This is a genomic window from Streptomyces sp. TP-A0874 (genome assembly GCF_001748085.1).
In the GTDB taxonomy this organism is placed as follows: Bacteria; Actinomycetota; Actinomycetes; order Streptomycetales; family Streptomycetaceae; genus Streptomyces.
On sequence record NZ_BBZK01000005.1, the window covers coordinates 115,783 to 135,865 of the forward strand.

General features: G+C 72.4%; 17 protein-coding genes. 5 read left to right on the plus strand and 12 right to left on the minus strand.

Annotated elements, in window-relative coordinates; all coding sequences use genetic code 11:
* Nucleotides 1–3: 3 nt before the first annotated feature.
* The 10 genes from ispG to ispH are packed head-to-tail and all read right to left on the minus strand — an operon-like array spanning nucleotide 4 to nucleotide 10,981.
* On the minus strand, nucleotides 4–1,155 hold the full coding sequence (ispG, locus tag BGP73_RS08150) for a flavodoxin-dependent (E)-4-hydroxy-3-methylbut-2-enyl-diphosphate synthase (RefSeq protein WP_069813224.1): 1,152 nt from the start codon (nucleotides 1,153–1,155) through the stop codon (nucleotides 4–6).
* Nucleotides 1,156–1,204: 49 nt separating this feature from the next.
* Nucleotides 1,205–3,025, minus strand: coding sequence for a 1-deoxy-D-xylulose-5-phosphate synthase (locus tag BGP73_RS08155; protein ID WP_069813226.1), 1,821 nt, complete (start codon nucleotides 3,023–3,025; stop codon nucleotides 1,205–1,207).
* A gap of 24 nt (nucleotides 3,026–3,049) precedes the next feature.
* Nucleotides 3,050–3,484 carry a DUF6917 domain-containing protein gene (locus BGP73_RS08160; RefSeq protein WP_069813228.1) on the minus strand — a complete coding sequence of 145 codons (435 nt, stop codon included), beginning with the start codon at nucleotides 3,482–3,484 and terminating at the stop codon, nucleotides 3,050–3,052.
* On the minus strand, nucleotides 3,484–4,407 hold the full coding sequence (locus tag BGP73_RS08165) for a Gfo/Idh/MocA family protein (RefSeq protein WP_069813230.1): 924 nt from the start codon (nucleotides 4,405–4,407) through the stop codon (nucleotides 3,484–3,486). The genes BGP73_RS08160 and BGP73_RS08165 overlap by 1 nt, the downstream gene beginning before the upstream one ends.
* A complete protein-coding gene (locus BGP73_RS08170; protein WP_069813232.1) occupies nucleotides 4,404–5,612 on the minus strand; it encodes an Ldh family oxidoreductase in 1,209 nt (402 codons plus the stop codon). The genes BGP73_RS08165 and BGP73_RS08170 overlap by 4 nt, the downstream gene beginning before the upstream one ends.
* The gene (locus BGP73_RS08175; RefSeq protein WP_069813234.1) at nucleotides 5,609–6,946 is read right to left on the minus strand and encodes a M20/M25/M40 family metallo-hydrolase; all 1,338 of its coding nucleotides are present in this window, start codon (nucleotides 6,944–6,946) and stop codon (nucleotides 5,609–5,611) included. The genes BGP73_RS08170 and BGP73_RS08175 overlap by 4 nt, the downstream gene beginning before the upstream one ends.
* Nucleotides 6,946–7,848, minus strand: coding sequence for a sugar phosphate isomerase/epimerase family protein (locus tag BGP73_RS08180; protein WP_069813236.1), 903 nt, complete (start codon nucleotides 7,846–7,848; stop codon nucleotides 6,946–6,948). The genes BGP73_RS08175 and BGP73_RS08180 overlap by 1 nt, the downstream gene beginning before the upstream one ends.
* The gene (locus BGP73_RS08185) at nucleotides 7,838–8,917 is read right to left on the minus strand and encodes a Gfo/Idh/MocA family oxidoreductase (protein WP_069813238.1); all 1,080 of its coding nucleotides are present in this window, start codon (nucleotides 8,915–8,917) and stop codon (nucleotides 7,838–7,840) included. Before BGP73_RS08185 ends, BGP73_RS08180 begins: the two co-directional genes overlap by 11 nt.
* Before the next feature lie 5 nt (nucleotides 8,918–8,922).
* The gene (locus tag BGP73_RS08190) at nucleotides 8,923–9,978 is read right to left on the minus strand and encodes a polyprenyl synthetase family protein (protein ID WP_069813240.1); all 1,056 of its coding nucleotides are present in this window, start codon (nucleotides 9,976–9,978) and stop codon (nucleotides 8,923–8,925) included.
* 10 nt (nucleotides 9,979–9,988) lie between these two features.
* Complete coding sequence (gene ispH, locus BGP73_RS08195) at nucleotides 9,989–10,981, minus strand: 4-hydroxy-3-methylbut-2-enyl diphosphate reductase (protein ID WP_079127337.1); 993 nt, start codon at nucleotides 10,979–10,981, stop codon at nucleotides 9,989–9,991.
* 348 nt (nucleotides 10,982–11,329) lie between these two features.
* Here ispH and BGP73_RS08200 point away from each other — a divergent pair, with 348 nt between their 5' ends.
* From BGP73_RS08200 to BGP73_RS08215, 4 genes are all read left to right on the plus strand, one after another.
* Entirely contained in the window at nucleotides 11,330–12,457 is a 1,128-nt protein-coding gene (locus tag BGP73_RS08200) for a DegT/DnrJ/EryC1/StrS family aminotransferase (protein WP_244501134.1), read from the plus strand.
* Entirely contained in the window at nucleotides 12,444–13,604 is a 1,161-nt protein-coding gene (locus BGP73_RS08205) for a DegT/DnrJ/EryC1/StrS family aminotransferase (RefSeq protein WP_244501135.1), read from the plus strand. The genes BGP73_RS08200 and BGP73_RS08205 overlap by 14 nt, the downstream gene beginning before the upstream one ends.
* Before the next feature lie 38 nt (nucleotides 13,605–13,642).
* Nucleotides 13,643–14,908 carry a nucleotide sugar dehydrogenase gene (locus BGP73_RS08210; protein WP_069813244.1) on the plus strand — a complete coding sequence of 422 codons (1,266 nt, stop codon included), beginning with the start codon at nucleotides 13,643–13,645 and terminating at the stop codon, nucleotides 14,906–14,908.
* A gap of 250 nt (nucleotides 14,909–15,158) precedes the next feature.
* Nucleotides 15,159–16,298 (plus strand): FAD-dependent oxidoreductase, encoded by a 1,140-nt coding sequence (locus BGP73_RS08215; protein ID WP_069813246.1) that lies wholly within the window; start codon nucleotides 15,159–15,161, stop codon nucleotides 16,296–16,298.
* 62 nt (nucleotides 16,299–16,360) lie between these two features.
* Here the strand turns inward: BGP73_RS08215 and BGP73_RS08220 are convergent, their stop codons facing one another.
* Together BGP73_RS08220 and BGP73_RS08225 are read right to left on the minus strand one after the other, a co-directional pair.
* The gene (locus BGP73_RS08220) at nucleotides 16,361–17,155 is read right to left on the minus strand and encodes an AfsR/SARP family transcriptional regulator (protein WP_107473994.1); all 795 of its coding nucleotides are present in this window, start codon (nucleotides 17,153–17,155) and stop codon (nucleotides 16,361–16,363) included.
* Nucleotides 17,156–17,829: 674 nt separating this feature from the next.
* Nucleotides 17,830–18,834, minus strand: coding sequence for a helix-turn-helix domain-containing protein (locus tag BGP73_RS08225; RefSeq protein WP_069813250.1), 1,005 nt, complete (start codon nucleotides 18,832–18,834; stop codon nucleotides 17,830–17,832).
* A gap of 638 nt (nucleotides 18,835–19,472) precedes the next feature.
* Here BGP73_RS08225 and BGP73_RS23035 point away from each other — a divergent pair.
* On the plus strand, nucleotides 19,473–19,619 hold the full coding sequence (locus tag BGP73_RS23035) for a hypothetical protein (protein WP_170837789.1): 147 nt from the start codon (nucleotides 19,473–19,475) through the stop codon (nucleotides 19,617–19,619).
* The last annotated feature ends 464 nt before the right edge of the window (nucleotides 19,620–20,083 follow it).

Genomic DNA, 20,083 nt, shown 5'->3' on the forward strand with positions numbered 1-20,083 from the left:
GGGTCAACGGAGGACGACCTCGGGCGGGCCGGAGATGGTGCCGTCCTTCTCCATCCGCTCGGCGATCCTCATCGCCTCCTCGATCAACGTCTCGACGATCTTCGACTCCGGCACCGTCTTGATCACCTCGCCCTTGACGAAGATCTGCCCCTTACCGTTACCGGAGGCCACCCCGAGATCCGCCTCCCGCGCCTCACCCGGACCGTTGACCACACACCCCATCACCGCGACCCGCAGCGGAACCTCCATCCCCTCCAGCCCCGCGGTCACCTCATCCGCCAACTTGTACACATCCACCTGCGCCCGCCCACAGGACGGACACGAGACGATCTCCAACCTGCGCTGCCGCAACCCCAACGACTCCAGGATCTGCGCACCGACCTTGATCTCCTCGACCGGCGGCGCCGACAACGACACCCGGATCGTGTCCCCGATCCCCTCCGACAGCAACGCCCCGAAAGCCACCGCCGACTTCACCGTGCCCTGGAACGCCGGCCCCGCCTCCGTCACCCCCAGATGCAGCGGATACTCACACCGCTCCGCCAACTGCCGGTACGCGTTGACCATCACCACCGGATCGTTGTGCTTCACCGAGATCTTGATGTCCCGGAACCCGTGCTCCTCGAACAACGAGCACTCCCACAACGCCGACTCCACCAACGCCTCAGGCGTCGCCCTCCCGTACTTCCGCAGCAGACGCCTGTCGAGCGAACCCGCGTTCACCCCGATCCGGATCGGCGTACCCGCCGCCGAAGCCTCCCGCGCGATCTCCTTCACCCGGTCGTCGAACTGCTTGATGTTCCCCGGGTTCACCCGCACCGCCGCACAACCGGCCTCGATCGCCGCGAACACGTACTTCGGCTGGAAATGAATATCGGCGATCACCGGAATCTGCGACTTCCGCGCGATCACCGAAAGCGCGTCCGCGTCATCCTGCGTCGGACACGCCACCCGCACGATCTGACACCCCGCCGCCGTCAACTCGGCGATCTGCTGAAGCGTCGCACCGATATCCGAAGTACGCGTCGTGGTCATCGACTGCACCGACACCGGCGCGCCGTCACCGATCGGAACGTCACCGACGAGGATCCGCCGGCTCTTTCGACGTACCGCCAGTCGGGTCGGTACGTCCGGGATTCCGAGATCGACGCCCATCCAGAGTCACTTCCTTGCGGGATCAGGGGGCAAGAGGAGGGAGAGAAGGTCAGCTCCAGGCCGGTGTGGCACGCGCGGCGGCGCGGTTTTCGAGGAGCGCGAGGACGCTGCCGACGACGGCGGGGGCCGTGAGTCCCACGCGGGCGAGCACCTCAGCGCGCGATCCGTGCTCCAGGAAGGCGCGGGGGAGTCCGAAGGAGCGCACCGGCGTGCGGACCCCGGCGTCGGCGAGGGCCTGGCCCACGGCCGCCCCCATACCGCCGGTGCGGCCGTGGTCCTCAAGGGTGACGACGTACGCGTAGTGCGCGGCGACGGTGGCCAGTTCCGGGTTGACCGGCGCCACCCAGCGCGGGTCGACCACGGTGGCGCCGATGCCGTGGGCCTTCAGCAGGCCGGCCGCCTCCAGCCCGAGCCGGGCCATCGGTCCGGCCGTCACCACCAGCACGTCGCGCCCCGGTTCGTTGCACAGGACGTCCATACCGGCGTACGTGTCGAGGGCGGGGACATCCGCTCCGGTGGCGCCCTTGGGGAAGCGGAGCGCCGTCGGGCCCTCCTCGTGAGCCACGGCCTCCCGCAGCAGTTCGCGGAGCCTGCTCCCGTCCCGCGGCGCCGCGATGCGCAGCCCGGGCACCGCCTGGAGCAGGCTCATGTCCCACATGCCGTTGTGACTGGCCCCGTCGTCACCGGTGACTCCGGCCCGGTCCATCACCAGGGTGACCGGGCACCGGTGCAGGGCGATGTCCATCAGGAGCTGGTCGACAGCGCGGTTGGCGAAGGTGGCGTAGAGGGCGAGTACCGGGTGGGCCCCGCCGAGCGCCAGGCCCGCCGCCAGCGCCGCGGCGTGCTGCTCGGCGATGCCGACGTCGATGGTGCGTTCGGGGAACCGCCGCCCGAACTGCAGCAGGCCGACCGGTTCCAGCATCGCCGCGGTCAGCGCCACGACGTCCGGGCGCTCCTCCGCGACGGCGACCAGTTCCTCCCCGAAGACGGAGGTCCACGCCGGTGTGGGTGTGGAGGCCGCGGCGGGCCCCGGCGTCGGGGCCGCGCGGACGACGTGGCAGCGGTCGAGGTCGTTGCTCTCGGCCTCCGGCCAACCGCGGCCCTTCTCGGTGACGACGTGCACCACGACGGGCCGTGCCGTCGACCGGGCGGCGCACAGCGCCTCCTCGACGGCGGCCACGTCGTGGCCGTCCACCGGACCGCGGTACTCCAGACCGAGGCGCTCGAAGAGGTTCCCGTCCGGCTCCGCCGCCGTCTCCGGTGTGTGCCGTGAGCCCGCCCCCGCGCGGAGTCGGCGGAGGTGTGCGGCGATGCCGCCCACGGTCGGCTGGTACGAGCGGCCGTTGTCGTTGAGCACGATGATGACGGGCAGGTCGGGCTCGCCGCCGAGGTTGTTGAGCGCCTCCCAGGCCATGCCGCCGGTGAGCGAGCCGTCCCCGACGACGGCGACGACGGCCCGGCCCCGGTCGCCCGCCAGCGCGCGCGCCCTGGCCAGGCCGTGCGCGTAGCCGAGCGCCGTGGAGGCGTGCGAGTTCTCGATGACGTCGTGCTCGGACTCCGCCCGGGAGGCGTACCCGGAGAGGCCGCCGCCTTGCCGCAGCCGGTCGAAGCCCTCCTGCCGTCCGGTGAGCATCTTGTGCACGTAGGTCTGGTGCCCGGTGTCCCACAGCAGCGTGTCGGCCGGCGAGTCGAAGACGCGGTGCAGGGCGAGCGTCAGCTCCACCACGCCCAGGTTCGACCCGAGGTGGCCACCGCTGGCCCGGACCTTCCGGACGAGCGTCTCGCGGATCTCCGCGGCCACGCACTCCAGTTGCACGGGGCTCAGACGGCGCAGGTCCGCGGGGCCGGAGATGGTCTCCAGGAGCGCCATGAGGGTGATCTCCGTTCCTTGGGGTCAGAGTCGGGCCGGTGGGCGGAAGACGATGTGGCTGCCGGGACGCAGTCCCGCCTCGGGGCCGGTCAGGGTCCGCTCCGTGTGGATGAGCACGTTGTAGTGGTTGGGGAAGTGGCAGGCGTCGAAGCCGAGCACCGTGCCGACGGGTTCGTCGTCGAGGAGCACCGTGTCTCCCCGGTCGACGACGCCGGCCTGGATGAACTCGGCGAAGCCCAGGAAGCCGACCCTGTCGATACGGGAGCCGGCCGCCGTCTCCACGTGGTCGGTGGTGACGAGTTCGTGGATCTCACCGCGCTGCACGCAGCGGGAGGCGAACTCCTCCAGGCGCATCCCGCGGTCCTGGCGCCGGTGCTTGAGCACCTTGACGATCTCGCCGGTCACCTCGCGCTTGGCGCCGTTCTCCCAGTCCAGTGAGGTGGTGGAGGGAAGCGTCATCACACGTTCACCTCCGTCCGCTCGGCGGCGTACACGTCCTCGACGAGTTCCAGGGCGGAGACGCCGCTCCGCGAGGACTCCCGGCCGGTGCGAACCCGCTGGGCGAAGTCCGAGAGGATGCCCTCGTACTCGTGCCACAGCGAGCCCTTGAAGGCGCGGTGGCCGGCGAGCATGTCGGCGTACCGCCGGGAGCCGTCGGCGAGCCGCACGGTGACGTCCTTCAGCTCACCGTGCGGATAGGACCAGTCCAGTTCGACGGTGGCGGGGACACCGGCGGCCGACCGCAGCCGGACCAGCGCCTGCCGGTCGGTGCCGGCCGCGTCGCGCCGCACCTCGGCGGAGACCAGGGTGAGGTCGCCCAGGAGGAGCCGGGCCAGATCGAAGGCGTTGGGCCCGTTGTCGGCCACGCAGCCGCCGCCGCACCGCTGCGGATCGAGGTACCAGCGGTCCTCCCCGACGTGCTCCTCGATCTTCTCCAGGTAGCGGACGGTCAGCGAGGTGACGGGGTTGTCCGTCCGCAGCGACTCGGCCAGCGCCAGCACGTGCGAGTTGTAGCGGCGGTGGAAGGCGGTGAAGAGGACGGTCTCCCGGAGGCTCGCCAGTTCGGCCAGTCGGCGCCCCTGCGCTGCGGTCAACGCGAGGGGCTTCTCCACGCACACCGCTGTTCCGGCGTCGAGCGCGTCGTGGCACACCGCGGCGTGCGCGTCGTTGGGGACGTTCACCACGACCGCGTCCAGCCCGCCCTCGGCGAGCATCGTTCGGTGGTCCCGGTAGCAGGGCACGGTTCCGCGGTGCGGCGCGAGGGCCTCCTCCCGCAGGTCGCACACGGCCGCGAGCTCCGCCTCGGTCGTGCCGTCGAGCGCGGCGAGGTAGAAGCGGGAGATCACTCCCAGCCCCACCACACCGATGCGCAGCGGTCTCATCGTTCCTCCCGCACCGGACCGGCCACCGGGTCCCTGTCGTCCGCTGTCTCCACGGGGTCGGCCGCGTCCGCCGCCGGCAGCGGGGCCGGTGCCGGGAGCGCGGTGTCCGAGGCGACGCTCCGCAACTCCGCGTAGAGCGACTCGGACAGCGGCACACCGGTGTCCCGGCGTTCGGCCGCCCGGCGTGCCTCGTACCAGCCCGGGTAGCGGACGGGGCGGTCAGCTGCGAGGGCGGGCGCGCCGAGCAGCGCGGAGAAGAGTCCGTCGGCCTGCGCCTCGAAGTCCTCCTGCGGGCGGAGCCGACCGGGTGCGACGACGAGCGCCGCGAAGCCGATGTCGTCGTCCCGCCCGGAAGGGCTGCCGTCCCCCGCCAGGGCCTCGGGCGCCGGGCCGAGGCCGGCGCCGGGCAGCAGCGCCCCCAGGACCTCCACCAGCAGGCCCAGCCCGTAGCCCTTGTAGACACCGGTCTCCGGGCTGCCGCCGAGCCACTGGAGGAAGCCCTCCCCCCGGTCCAGGGCGCCGGGGTCGGTGACCGGTCGGCCGTCGTCGTCCGCCAGCCAGCCGGGGGGTATGCGCTCCCCCGCACGGGCGGCGGCCCGCACCCGGCCGGTGGGCACGGCGGTCGTGCTCATGTCCAGCACCAGCGGCGGCTGCCGGCCCGCGGGCGCGGCGAACGCCAGCGGATTGGTTCCGAGCATCGCGGGCCGGCCGCCCGGCGGGCGGGCGATGCGCTGACGGCCGCAGTTGGAGACCAGGAGGCAGATCATGCCCCGCCGGGCGGCGCGCAGCGCGTGGGCGCCGGCGCACCCAAGGTGGGTGGCACCGCGTACCGAGACCAGCCCCACTCCGTGGTCGCGGGCCCGATCGGCGGCCAGGTCCACCGCCTCGGCCGCCGCCCACAGGCCGAGGGCGCGCCGTGCGTCGACCAGGACGGAGGCGCCGGTGTCGGTGACGATCCCGGGCTCCGCGGCCGGGTCGCACCGGCCCTCGTCGAAGAGCGGCAGGTACAACCGGGTGAGGTTGACCAGACCGTGCGAGGTCACCCCGGTCAGGTCCCCGTGGACGAGGGCCTCGGCCGCGGTGCGGGCGCGTCCGGGCGGTACCCCGCGGGAGGCGAGTACCGCGGCGGTGAAGTCCAGCAGTTCCCGGTGGTCTACGCGTACCTCCCCCCGCTTCCTCGTCGCCGGTGGCGTGAGCGTGTTCATGCGGTGGCCTCCCTGGTGGTGGTGTGGTGGGCGAAACAGGTGGTCAGCCGCGCGACGAGGCGCGCGTGGGCGTCGAGGTCGGCGAGGTCGGCGAACTCCTCGGCCGCGTGGGCGCCGTGGGCGTCCAGGTCGCCGGGCCCGAAGACGATCGTCGAGGTGCCGGGTACCCCGGCCATCCAGATGGCGTCGCAGGTGAAGGCGGGTGCCTCGGCAGGCCAGGTGTCCAGCCGGGCCCCTCCGAGGAGCTCCGCGGTCCGCGGCCCGGCGGGCGCCTCCAGCGCCGGCAGCCCGTGTTTGAGCCACTCCAGACGCAGTACGGCTCCGGCTTCGCCGGCGGTGAGCGCGTACGCGGGATGGTCGGCGAAGCGTTCCCGGAAGTCCGCGAGACCGGTGCCCACGGCCTCCCGCAGCGCCTGCTCCAGGGTGTGCGCGGTGGCGGGGGAGCCGTAGGAGAGGTTGAGCAGCAACCGCCCGCTTCCGTAGACCTTGTTGTGCATCTCGCCGGTGTGCAGTCCGGCCACGCAGACCCGGCCGTCCGGCGGCTGCGGCAGCCACCGGGCGAGGTGCTGGGCGAGGTGCCCGAGCAGGACTGTGGCGTTGTGGCCGGTGCCGGGCGCGTCGTCGACCGCGTCGCGACCGGTGACGTGCAGCGCGGCGGTCATGGAGGCGGTGGCGCGGTCCAGGACGCGCAGGCCGGTCGGTTCGCAGAAGACGTTCAGCCCGCCCACCCAGCCGGCCTCGACGAGCGGCCGGGTGCCGAAGACGCCCATCGCGCCGCCTTCCTCGCCGGAGACCAACTGGACGAGTACGCCCACCTCGGTGCCGAGCGCCCCGCAGGCGCCCACCGCCGCCCGCAGCCCGGCCAGCAGTCCGACGGCCGGTCCCTTGGCGTCGATGGCGCCCCGGCCGCGGAAGCGCCGGCCGTCGAAGCCGACCGGGCCGCCACCGGCGACGGTGTCGAGGTGCACGTTGAACATGAGGGTGCGCGCCCGGGGCAGTTCGGGCCCCAGCCGGAGCACCATGTTCGGCTGGCACTCCAGGAAGTCCGGCCGGGCGCGCGCCGCCTCCCGTACGCTCCGCGGGACTTCCGGCGACTGGAGCGAGGCGGGCGGTGCGGCGGCGTGGTGGACGACGGTGAAGCCGAGTTCGGCCGCGGCGTCCGCGTACGCCGACTGCGCTTCCCACAGCCGGGGGTGCCCGTCCCCGCCGGTCTCCATCGGCCCGGCCGTCGGCAGCGTCATCAGGTGGACGAGCAGGTCCCGGTCGGCCGGCGAGAGCCGCGCCCCGGGCGCCGGTGCGGCTCCGCCCGGGGTCGGTACGGTGCGGGCGCCCATCACTCCTCCCCCACCGCGGTGAGCTGGGGCAGGACGTCCGTCGCCAGCAGCTCCTCCAGTCGGCGCCCGTAGGCGACGAAGGAGTCGACGTAGTCGCCCGAGGGGTCGCGCCAGCCGTCGTGCGGCCGGATGTTGAGGTGCGGTTCGATGGACAGCACGCCGGTGTAGCCGCCGTCGTACAGCCGCCGCAGACAGTCGGCGACATCGCAGTCCCCGTCGCCCGGCAGGGTGTACCGCTGCCGTTCGGTGTCCCCGAGGGCGTCCTTGACGTGCACGTGCGCCACATGGGGGCCGAGGGCGGGGAGCAGGTCGAGGGCGCGGTAGCCGTAGGCGACGCCGTTGCCGATGTCGAAGAGCAACCGGAGCGCGGGGCTCTCCGCCGCTTCCAGCAGCCGCAGCATCCGGCGGGGGTCGCGGGCGGCCCATCCCGCGCAGTTCTCGTGCAGCAGCACGACGCCCGCCCGTTCGGCCCGGACCGCCAGCCGCCGCACGCGGCGGAGGACCTCCCGCTCCCACTCCGGCTCGGGGAGCCCGGCGTTGGGGTAGGACATGATCCGCACGAAGCGGCATCCGAGCGCCGCACAGCGCTCACCGAGCACGTCCAGTTCGGCGAGGTCCGTCTCCAGAGGGGTGGCCACCGACCGGCTGTAGTTGCCGATCCGCGCGTCGACGCAGGGCACCGTCACGCCGGCCCGGGCGATCGCCTCTGCCGCTCGGGCGAAGGCGTCGTCCGGCAGGTCCGCCAGCGGCACCCCGTCGATGGAGCGCAGTTCCAGCTGTGTCCAGCCGAGCCGGCGGAGCGCCGACAACTGCCGTTCCAGCCCCGGTGCCGCTTCGTCGCCGATGCCGCCGAGCACCACCCGCGGCGCCACGGTCCCCGCCGAGCCCGGTTCAGACGTCATGAGCTGCCCCCTTCGACAGATCGACGGGCTCCGCCGGGCGCTCACCGGGGTCGGGTACGCGTGCCGTCGGGCTCGCCTCGGCCAGCGACTTGGCCTCCTGGAGGATCTCCACCACCCGGCGGCCGATCGCGTAGTCGTCGGCGCCGCGGGCGGTGGTCCGGCCCTCGGCGAAGTCCCGGTAGGCATCGCGCAGGAACGTCGCGAGCGCCTCGTCGTGGACCACGCTCCGCCTGGCGGCGCCCGCTCCCTCGCGGACGGTCCACTGGGCGTGGTGATCGGCCTCGCTGACCGGGTAGTGGCCCGTCACCTCGCCGGTCGCGCAGCGCATGACCACGCTGCGCTCGCGGACCGGCGCGGTCAGGTCGGTGAAGAACTCGCTGGTGGTTCCGTTCTCGTGGCGCAGTTCGAGGTGCCCGCGGCCCATCCGCGGCACGGTGCGGCCGCCGAGGCGCAGGTCCTCCCAGGCGGCCCTGACCGGCTGGGCGTCCCCGGCCAGCCGGAGCGCCACGCCGACCGAGTGCGGCAGCTCCACGTCGAAGACGGTGGGGTGCCCGGGGCCGTTCAGGGAGCGCGTCCAGCGCGGTTTGAGCTGGCGGAACGCCAGTGACCGGAGCGCTCCCAACCGCGGCCCGCCGGCCAGTCGGCGGAGGGCGCCGGTCAGTTCGCTGCTGAGCCACGGGGAGATCACCCGGAGGATGAGCCCCCGCTTCCTGGCGAGGGCGTCGACGGCCTCCAGCGAGGCCGTGTCGGCGGCCAGCGGCTTCTCCACCAGCAGCCGGGTGAAGCCCAGGTCGGCCAGTTGTTCCAGGACGTGCGGCCGCTCCATGGGAGGGGTGCAGACATGGACCACGGTCCGCGCGGGGTCGGCGGTCGCGGCCGCCTCCTCCAGGGAGCCGGCCGCGGCGAGCCCGGCCGCCGCGGCCTCCTGCCGCACGTCCCGCACGTCCCAGACCAGCGGCGGCTCCGGCGACCAGTGGTCCGCCGCCCCGGCTTCGGCGCGGAGCCGGCGCAGCACAGGCAGGTGCAGACCCGCGCCGGATCGGCCGAAGCCGACGATGAGGGTACGCATCGCGCTCACTTGTCCCGGTAGGCGACGGCGACGGCCATCTCGGCCAACACCACCCGCCACTCCTCGTCGACGGGCGTCCCCGCCAGGGCCTCCCCGGCCTCGGTGACCAGCCGGTCGATGCGGTGCTCCACGGTGGCGCGCACGCCGGCCCGTTCCAGGGCCCGGCTCAGCTCGCCGGGCGGCAGGTCGTCGCGGGCGACCAGTTCCCGCACCGCGGGGTCGTCCCGTACGGCGATGCTCACCAGCAGCGTCATCTTGTGGTTGTCGGCGTCCGCACCGACGGGCTTTCCCGCCACCCCGGCGTCGCCGAAGACGTCGATGAGGTCGTCGCGCAGTTGGAAGGCCTCCCCCAGCGCGGTGCCGTACGCCTCGAAGGCGCCCGAGAGGTGGGAGCCGCCCGCCAGCGAGGCGCCCAGCTCCAGCGGGCGCCGGATGCTGTAGCGGCCGGACTTGGCGTTGGCGATGTAGGCCGACAGGTCCGGGTCGGCCACGGCCTCGGCGGCCACGGCCACGTCCAGGTGCTGGCCGACGATCATCTCCCCGACCAGTTCCGCCCACACCCGCCGGGCCTGCCGGGGCAGTTCCTGTGCCAGTCGGCCCGCATAGGCGAAGGCCAGGTCGCCGGCGAGCACGGCCACCCCCTCCCCGTAACGGCGCGGCTCGCCCTGCCAGCCGCGGCTCCGGTGCTCCTCGGCATGACGCACATGGGCCGTGGGCACTCCGCGCCGCACGGCCGAGCCGTCGAGCACGTCGTCGTGGAGGAGGGCGAAGGCGTGGAGGAGTTCGATCGCGGTACCCGCCTCCACCACCCGCGGATCGTCGGGCGTACCACCGGCCGCCAGGAAGCCCACGACGCAGAAGTCCGGTCGGAGGCGCTTCCCACCCGCGCGCACCAGCCGGCTGATCGCCTCGACCGGGGCGGTGGCGCGGTGGTCCACCTCGGCCCACCGCCGGTGCTCCAGGTCCAGCAGGCTCTTCAGCCGCTCCTCGACGCGGGAGAGCACCTCGGCACGGTTCCGGGCAGCGGACGCGGGCGCCGTCGCGGGCGGTGACGTGGTCATCGGAATCCTCTCAACGGGCTGGGTGGGCGGGGGAGACGAGACGGGCGGGCATGGAGAACTCGGCGTCTTCGGTGACGGTGTGGGAGAGCCGCACCTCGTGGAAGCCGAGGCGATCGAGCCGTTCGAGCAGTTCGTCGATGAGGATCTGCGGGGCGCTGGCCCCGGCGCTGACCCCCACCGTGCGGACGCCGGTGAGCCGTTCCTCGGCCAGTTCGGAGACGTCCGGGACCAGGTGGGCGGGGACGCCCTCGCCCCTGGCCACCTCCACCATGCGCAGGGAGTTGCTGGAGTTCCGGGAGCCGACCACCAGCACCAGATCGCTCTCGCGCGCGATGTCCCGTACGGCCGCCTGCCGGTTGGTGCTGGCGTAGCAGATGTCACCGTCGGGCGGTGTCACCAGGTCGGGGTAGCGCTCCCGCAGCACCCGCAGGACACCCGCGGTCTCGTCCACGGACAGCGTGGTCTGCGTGAGCACGGCCACCGGCGTGTCGGTGGGCAGCGGAAGCCGCCGGGCCTCCTCCTCGTTCTCGACGACGACGGTCTGCTCCGGCGCCTCCCCGTAGGTGCCCTCGACCTCCTCGTGCTCGGCATGGCCGATCAGGAGGACGGTGCGGTTGTCCCGCGCGAACCGACGGGCCTCCTGGTGCACCTTCGACACCAGCGGACAGGTCGCGTCGATGGTCCGCAGCCGCCGCGCCTGCGCCCCGGAGCGCACCGCCGGAGCGACGCCGTGTGCGGAGAAGAGGCAGACCTCTCCTTCCGGCACCTCCTCCTCCGACTCGACGAAGATGGCGCCGCGCCGCCGCAGCGAGGCCACCACGTAGTGGTTGTGCACGATTTCCTTGCGCACGTAGACGGGGGCGCCGTAGGTGTCCAACGCCTTTTCCACCATGGCAATCGCGCGCCGCACCCCCGCACAGAATCCATTCGGTTCGGCCAGGAGCACCTTCTTACCGGGAATTTCCTTCGCTCCGGCATTCCCGGTGCCGACTTCTCTCTCCATGGACACGATCGGACGCCCCCAGGTTTCGGAGTTGGAATGCCCCAACCATCAGCGGGGCGCGCTCCGCAGTCAATAACAGGGAACCGGCAATGTCTGTCGCCCGGCAAACTGGCACCTACGTGCAGCACGTTGCCATGAGAACACCCCCGAACTTGCCACCACATTGCCTCCGCACTGCTATTCCGAGCCCCGAAATTCCTGACCTAGCCTCAACGGCACACTTCTGATGGATGGAGAGGCATGGCCAGGGGATCACCACAAAGCATTCAGCCGCTCTCCGGGCCCGATTCGGATTCGGGGAAAGTCCCCTTCTTCACACAGACCGCTTCCTTCGAGCGATCGTGGCCGGTGCTGCGCCGCCGCATCGAGGGCCTCCTCGACACCGGCGTCTACTCGGCCGGCCCCGTCTGCGCGGAGCTGGAGGAGGCGCTGTCCGCTTATACCGGCGCCCGGCACGCCCTGGCGGTGAGCAACGGCACGGACGCGCTGGTGCTCCTGCTACGGGCGGCGGGCATCGGCCCCGGGGACGAGGTCGTCGTCCCGGCCTTCACGTTCGTCGCCTCCGCCACCTCGGTGGCGCTGGCCGGCGCCCGCCCCGTCTTCGCGGACATCGACCCGGCCACGTACTGCATCGACCCGCTCTCCCTGGAGAAGGCGCTGACCCCGGCCACCAAGGCGGTCATGCCCGTCCACCTCTTCTGCCAGCCGGCCGACATGGCCGGTGTGCGGGCCGTGGCGGACCGGCACGGCCTGCAGGTGCTCGAGGACAGCGCCGAGGGCATCGGCATGCGCTGGAACGGCGTCCACACCGGGCTGGTCGGGCGCGGCGGTGTGCTCTCCTTCTTCCCCACCAAGACCCTGGGCGCGCTCGGTGACGCCGGCATGGTGCTCACCGACGACGACGAACTCGCCGAACGCGTCCGTGCCCTGCGCAACCACGGCCGACTGCCAGGCAGCGGCCGGAGCACGGGCGCCGGGGGCCTCGCCGAAGTGGCTCCGCAGGGCGTACTGGCCGGCACCAACGCCAAGATGGACGAGGTGCAGGCCGCGGTGCTGCTCACCCGGCTCGCCGGCCTGGACGAGGAGATCAGACGCCGCTGCGAGCTGGCCGCCGCGTACACCGAGAGGCTCGCCACGGCCCCCTGTGTACTCCGACTGCCGGCGGTCGAGAACCGGGGCGCCCCGGTGGATCCGGTGTTCTACGTGTACGTCATCGAGGTCGAGGACCGGGACGGCCTGGTGGCCCACCTGGCGGCACACGGTGTCGAGACCGAGACGTACTACCCGCAGCCGCTGCACACCCAGCCCTGCTTCGCCGGGCACGGTCACCGCACCGGCGACCACCCGCGGGCGGAGTCCGCCGCCCGGCACACGGTCGCCCTGCCCCTCTACCCCGACCTCACGGAGGAGCAGCTCGAGCGTGTCTGCTCCGCCGTTCACGCCTTCCACCCGGGAGCCGACCGTGACGATCGATGACCTCGCGACCGGGGCCGGCGCCCCCGCCACCGTCCCCTATGGCCACCCGCCACTGCCGGCCGCCGAGCGGGAACTGCTCCTGACGTCCGTCCGGGAGGTGGGCACCGACCCGGAGCAGAAGTTCATCCTCGGCCGACGCACCGCGGAGCTGGAGCGCGCGCTGCGCGAGCGGACCGGGGTGGCCGACGTCATCGCCTGCGCCAGCGGCACCGGCGCGCTGACGCTCTCGCTGCGCGCCCTGCGCGTCGGCCCGGGGGACGAGGTGATCGTGCCGGCGTTCGGGGCGGAGCCCCTCGCGGCGTGCGTGCTCGGGACGGGCGCCAAGCCCGTCTTCGCCGATGTGCACCCGGAGACGGGCGTGATCGATCCGGTGGACGCGGAGTCGCGCGTCTCCGAACGGACTCGGGCGATCATCGCGGCCCACGTCTTCAGCACGATGGCCGACATGCCCGCCATCATCGAACTGGCCGTCCGACACCGGCTGGAGGTCATCGAGGACGCCGCGGTCGCCCAGGGCGCCACCCTCCGCGGACGTCCCGCGGGCGCCTGGGGCGACCTTGGCCTCTACTCCTTCTACCCCGTCAAGCCGTTCGGCATGGTCGGGGAGGGCGCCGTCGTCCTCAGCGACGAGGCCGAGCCGGCCCGCGCCGTCCGCATGCTGCGCAACCACGGCCAGGACGGCCGCCAGCGCTTCGTGCACCACGAGATCGGCTTCAACAGCCGGTTCGACGAGATCCAGGCCGCCTTCCAACTCGGACGGCTCCCCGCCCTGGACGGACTCCTGGACCGACGCCGCACCGTCGTCGACTACTACGACGAACGCTTCGCACCGCTGCGGGAACACGGGCTGCTCGCGCCCCGCCCCGGCGCCGACGGCCGCTGCCTGTACGTGTACGCCGTACACACCGCGGACCGGGACGCACTCGCCCGCCACCTGGCCGCGCACGGGATCGGCACCCGCGTCTACTACCCGAAGCCGCTGCCGCGGTCGGCCGCCTTCGCCGGCGTCCCGACCACACCCCCCACCGCATCCTGGCCCGGCGCCGAACTGGCCTGCGCGCGCCATCTCGCGCTGCCCCTGCACCCACACCTGACCCGCGCGCAGATGCGCGGCGTCGCCGACGCGGTGTGCGCCTTCTTCGAGTGAACCGACCGACACGTCGCTCCGCCGCACCGGGAGGAACCATGCGCAGCAAGGCCGTGATACTCGGGCAGGGCTATGTGGGCCTGCCCCTTGCTGTACGGGCAGCCCACGCGGGCCACCGCGTCGTGGGCCTCGACACCGACACCGACCGCGTCAAGCGGCTGATGGTCGCCGAGTCGTACGTCGAGGACGTACCCGGGGAGCAACTGGCGCGCCTGCTCGACGACGGCAGCTACCTGCCCACCAGCGACCCGAAGGACCTGGAGGGTTTCGACACGGCCGTCATCACCGTCCCCACCCCGCTCCGCGAGGGGGTGCCGGACCTGACGTACATCGAGCACGCGGCGCGCACCGTGGCGGCACGGCTGCGGCCCGGGGCGACGGTGATCCTGGAGTCCACGACGTACCCGGGCACGACCGTGGAACTGCTCTCACCGATCCTGGAGTCGGGTTCCGGTCTCACCGCCGGAGCCGACTTCCACCTCGGCTACAGCCCCGAGCGGATCGACCCGGGCAACCGGCAGTGGCACCTGGGGAACACCCCCAAGGTCGTCTCCGGGATCGACGAGGCGTCCCTCGCCGCCGTCCGCCGTTTCTACGAGTCCTTCGTCGACACCGTCGTGCCCGTCGGCACACCCGCCGCCGCCGAACTGTCCAAACTCGTGGAGAACACCTTCCGGCACGTCAACATCGCCCTGGTCAACGAGATCGCGGTGTACGCGCACGAGCTGGGCGTCGACGTCTGGGAGACGCTCGACGCGGCGGGCTCCAAGCCCTTCGGCTTCATGCGCTTCACCCCCGGGCCTGGCGTCGGCGGGCACTGCCTGCCCATCGACCCCGAGTACCTCTCCTGGCGGGTCCACCGCACGCTCGGGCGCCGCTTCCGCTTCGTGGAGCTGGCCAACGAGATCAACGGCCACATGCCGGACTACGTCGTGCAGCGGCTGCTCACGGCGTTCAACACCCGCCGCCGCTCCCTCGCCGGCTCCCGGGTGCTGCTGCTCGGCGTGGCCTACAAGGCCAACACCAGCGACACCCGGGAGTCGCCCGCGCTCCGCACGCACGAGCTGCTCCGCGGCATGGGCGCCGAGGTCCGCGTCGTCGACCCCCACGTGGCCGAACTCCCGCCCTCGGCCGACGGGGTGACGCGGGCCGAGTTCTGCGCCGAGGAGCTGGCCGCCGCCGACGCGGTGGTCCTGCTGACCGACCACGACGCCTTCGACTACGACCTGATCCGGCGGCAGTCCCGCTACGTGCTGGACTGCCGCCGCCGACTGGCCCCCGGTGGGAACATCGAGGTGCTGTGAAGGACGTTCGTCGGCCGGCGCCTCTTTCCCCGCCGGGTGCCGCTCCGCCCCCACCCGGACGCCGGCACCGCACCGGCCCGGCGAGCGTGGCAGCCGACCGCGGCCCGGGCGACCGGCCGAGCGGGAAGCCGGACACGTCCGGGCGCGGCCTGCGGCGGCGGTCCGCGGCGGCGCGGTGTGACAGTTTCCCCACCCGGCTCGTTAGGAGTGCGGACACGCACACTGCCAGCGGGTGTAGGGGAGGACCACCGTGCGCCCTGTCACGGTCATCGGAGGCGGTTTCGCCGGTCTGGTCGCCGCCATCACCGCGGCCGAGGCCGGGGCCGGCGTCACTCTCCACGAGGCCCACCAGGTCCTCGGGGGCCGGGCCCGCACCGCCCAGCCTCCGTACCGCACCAACGAAGGTCCGCACGCGCTCTACAACGGCGGGCCGCACTGGAGGTGGCTCAAGCGGCGCGGACTCCTGGAGCCGCTCGCGCGCCTACCGGTCCGGGAGGTGCTGCGGGTCCGCTACCACCGCCACGGGAGGCTGCACCGCCTTCCGCCCCTCGGCCTCTTCCGGCTGGCCGCCCACCGCACCGCCCCCGCCGGCACGGACTTCCGTTCCTGGGCGACCGCCCGTGTCGGCGCGGAGACGGCGCACGCCGCGGCCAACTACGCGGCCGTCGCCGTCTACCACCACGACCCCGGCGGCCTCTCCGCGGCCTTCACCCAGGAACGGTTCCGGCGGGCGTCCAAGGTGCCGCCCGAGGCCCACTACCCGCAGGGCGGCTGGCAGTCCCTCATCGACCGGATGGCCGCCTACGCCCGCCGTCTCGGGGTGGCGATCCGCACCGGTGAGCGCGTCACCGAACTGCCCCCCGACCGCCCCGTCGTCGTGGCCACCGCGCTCGAGGCGGCCGGTCGGCTCCTGGGCGACCAGAGCCTGACCTGGCCCGGCACCCGCACCCTGCTGATGGACGTGGCCCTGGAACGGCGGCCCGGCGACGCGTTCGTCGTCTCCGACCTGGACGCCCCCGGCTGGATCGAGCGCTTCACCGCGCAGGACCCGGGGCTCGCCCCGGAGGGCGTGTCCCTGATCCAGGCGCAGTTCCCCCTCGCCTCGATGGCGGCACGGGAGGCAACGCTGCGCCGTGCGGAGTCCCTGCTGGACCAGGGCTTCCCCGACTGGCGACAGCGCACGCTCATGCGCCGGGAGCACACGGCGGTCAACTGCACCGGGGCCGTCGACCCGGTCGACCGCACCTGGCGCGACCGCCCGGCCGTCGACCGCGGGGACGGGGTGTACCTGGCCGGGGACCGGGTCGCGGCGCCCGGCGTACTGAGCGAGGTGTCCTACAACAGCGCCGTACGGGCCGCCCGCGGCGCGGTCCGTACGGCCGCACGCTGAGCCCCACCCAGCGCGACACCACCGGCCGGCCGTCGGCCAGGGCGGTCGAGGGCACCGGCGGCCTACAGACTCAGCACCTCCTGCTGCAACCGGCACAGGCGCTGGGACGGTTCGAGACCGAGCTCCTCCACGAGCCGTGAGCGCAGCCGGGTGAAGGCGCTCAGCGCCATGCCGGGCCGCCCGGAGCGGTACGCGGCACGCATGAGCTGGGCGGTGAACTCCTCGTGCAGCGGGTGGATGGCGGTCAGTTCGAACAGCTCCCCCAAGAGGCTGCGGTGCCGCCCTAAGCGGAGCTCGGACTCGATACGCAGCTCCAGTGCGTGCAGCCGGGAGTCGTCCACCTGCGCGATGCGCGCCGACAGCATCGGTCCGGGGGCGACGATGTCCGCGAAGGCCGAACCGCGCCAGAAGTCCAACGCCTCACCGAGGACGACCGCCGCCTTCTCGGCGTCACCGTCCTCCAGGGCCCGGCGGCCCTCGGCCGACATCCGCTCGAACTCCCAGAGGTCCAGCTCACCGGCCTCGAGTCGGAGCACATAGCCGCTTCCCCGGGTCTCGATCGCGTCGGGTGCCAGAGGTCCGAGCAGCTGCCGCAGCTGGTACACGTACGTCTGGACGGTCTTCCGGGCCAGCCGGGGCGGCGCGCCCTCCCACAGCTCGTCTATGAGCGTGGAGAGGGGGACGACCCGGTTGGCGTGCAGGAGCAGCACCGCCAGGGTTCGCCGGGTCATGGGAGCCGAGGGGGTGAGGTCCTCGCCGTCGAGGAGTACCTCCATGGGGCCCAGCACCCCGATACGCACCGGGTTCGGTCCGCGCCCGCCACTCATCCCCCCGTCGCCCGCCCCGGAGGCCGTCATGGACGCCCCTGCCACGGGAGACCCGGCTCGGGATGGGGAGTCCTCTCCGTCCGGTCCGTCCGACCCGCGCTCGGCCGCCGAGAGGGTGTCCGATTCACAGTGGGGGAGCTGACCGGTCACCCCGGAGTACGTGCCCTCCGCCAGCTGCGGCCTCGCTACTGAGTGCGTTTCATACACGAATCGACTCCCCCAGTCATTGGCGTGTGACCTGCCTCATGCGGAGTGCGGACGCCGCATCCCATGAGAGCCGGGTAGGCTGCTCGGCGGCGGTTCAGAAGACGGTGGCCATGTGCACGGCTGGTGGAGGCCGGGGCCACACAGTGTCTGACCCTCGGAGCGAACATACGTCCCCCTAGCTGTGCCGGCGTACGCCCACGAACTCGCCGCCGCCTATAGCACACACAATGTGCACGTCACTGTAAACAGTCGTGGCGCCCTGATCAACTGATCGCACAGCCCTCGAACGACTCTGCCCCGGTATCCCAACTCCCCTTTCTCGTAAGGGGTTTCACTGGACAAGCGGTGCACCGGGAAGCCGTTGACCACGGCAACGGAAGGCGCCCCGGAGGCCGTGACGCACCACGCCCGGGCGCCGTCCGGCTACGTCCCGGGGGGTACCGGCGGCGTCCGCGGCAACCGGTGGCGGCGCCGCGCGACAGCCGGGTGCGGGGAGTTCAGCTGCCGGAGGGGTTCGGCAGACAGCCCTGCTGCACCGCGTGGACCCCGGCCTGGAAACGGCTCCGAGCGTGCAGCCTCTCCATCAGGTCCGTGGCGATGCGGCGGGCCGTCCGGGAGGAGACGCCGAGGCGTTTGGCGATGGCCTCGTCGGTGTAGCCCTGCGCGAGCAGACGCAGCGCTTCCTGCTGCTGGCGGTTGAGCTGGTCCGTACTCCGACGTTCCAGCGGACCCAGCGGCTCCGCGGCTTCCCAGACCGTCTCGAAGAGCGAGCAGAGCGCGGTCAGCAAACCCTCACCGCCCAGGACCAGGGCGCCGGCAGAGGTGTCGTGGCTGTCCGCGGCCAGGAGCGCGACCCGCCGGTCACTGATGATCATCCGGGTGGCGAGGGACGGAATGGTCCGCACCTCGGCTCCCAGCGACATCAGCCACTGGGCGTGCTCCGTCGTGGGCCGGTGGTTGCGGATGCTGTCCAGGTAGACGGTGCGCATCCGCACCCCGCGCTCCAGCAACTCCTGGTTCAACGGCCTCGACGCCTGCATGTTCTCGACGGTCTGCGCGCCCCCCGGAGCGAAGGCCAGCACCTCCTCCTGCACCTCCCGGTGTATCCGCGCCAGGTAGTCGCGGACCCGGTCGACGCCGTCCAGGTGGATCATCGAAGACTCGGCGGCCCCGGGGTGGCAGGCAGCGAACTCGCTGATCAGCCGGGCCGCAGCCGCCCGCCCGGCCTCCACCCGCTGCTGGTGCGCGGCGAGTTCGGCCTGTTGGCGGGCGAGGAGGATTTCCATGCCGAGCCGGGGATTCATCGCGTGCAGCCGCCACGGGCCGTCGCCGGTCGAGGACCGGACCAGCGCGAGCTCTGTCAGCAGTTCCAGCGCCGACCGGAACTCCTCCTCGGACAGCCCCAGCCGCGATCGCAGGGAGCCCACGTCGTCATGAGGGTGGTTGAGCAGGCCCCGGTAGACCGATTCAGCCACCGCGTCCAGACCCAGCAGGTCAAGCATCCGTCCCCCCAGAACACTTGTGCGCTACACCTTACTGAGTCGCTCGGCGCCGTGGACCTGCCGGGAGTGTCATAAACAGGACAGCAGAGAGGCGTTGGGGCGCTTTCTACCACTCTCCGGTCCCTGCCCCCGAAAGGTCGGCGACCTGTTTCGGCCGATCGAGCAGGCTTCGCCGGGATCGACAGCGACACCGGAGCCGCTCGCCCCAGGAACGGGGACGGCCGCCGGAACGGCGTGCCGCAGCTCGGTCGCCGCCGCACCCCGAGGCCGTCGGCAGGGGCTGCTCACCCGACCACTTCCGGCCATCGGGCCCCTACCCAAAACCTCCCACCACGGGCGGTACCAGCCAGCCCTGACTCTCTGTCGCCGTGCGCCGATCCAGGGATCACGGACAACTCTTAGTGGCAGAGCGCGGAATTGACGCTCCGCAACCGCCCTTCCACCAACCGAACACAGGGCTTCCGTCACTCATGGTGACCAGCCGGCCCCGGAAGCGAATCGAACCGACTTCCGGGGCTGACCTGAACGGGCCATGGCCCGTTCAGGCCACCGTCGAACTCTTCTCGGATCGCCTCGCCCACACGAGACTCTCGCCAACGGTCAACCAGGTTCACAGGATTCGGCTAAGGACTTCACACATGCTCCGCACCATTTCCTCCTGCCGCACTCCGGCGGACGCCCGCACCACCGGCGCCGTGTCGCTCGTCTCCGCGGTGTCCGCCGCGCCCGGCCCGCTACCCCACACGAACCATCCCGGCGGTGTCCGGGACTTCGGCTGGCAGTAGCGGCGCGGAGCCGAGGGGACGAGACACACCCGCGCATCGGCGACCCTCGCTCCGTGCCACCGGAAGAAGGGCCGGGGCCCGGCGCACGGAAGTACCGGAGGGGGAACGCTCCGGGCAGCGGTACCGCCAAGCCGTTCGCCGCGCCGAAACAGGACCGTGCGGCCGGGCGGGGAAAGCCGGCGCTGGAAACAGCCGAACGGACAGGCCGGACGGCCGCCCGGGACCGCTGAATGCCGGCGGAATCCAAAGCATTTCTTCGAACTCTCGCGAGTGGAGACCGCCGAGAAAGTGCGTCAACGAGAAGGAGTTGACGCCCAGAAAGAACAAATGTTAGTAGATTTCCGGCCGAGCAGGGCGATCACCGCACAGCCGGCGAAAAGGGCACCGATGGGCAAGAAGCTGCTGGGGGCGCATGATGAACACAGTCGATGAGGCACGTCTGTCAGAGATCCGCCCCAGGCTCC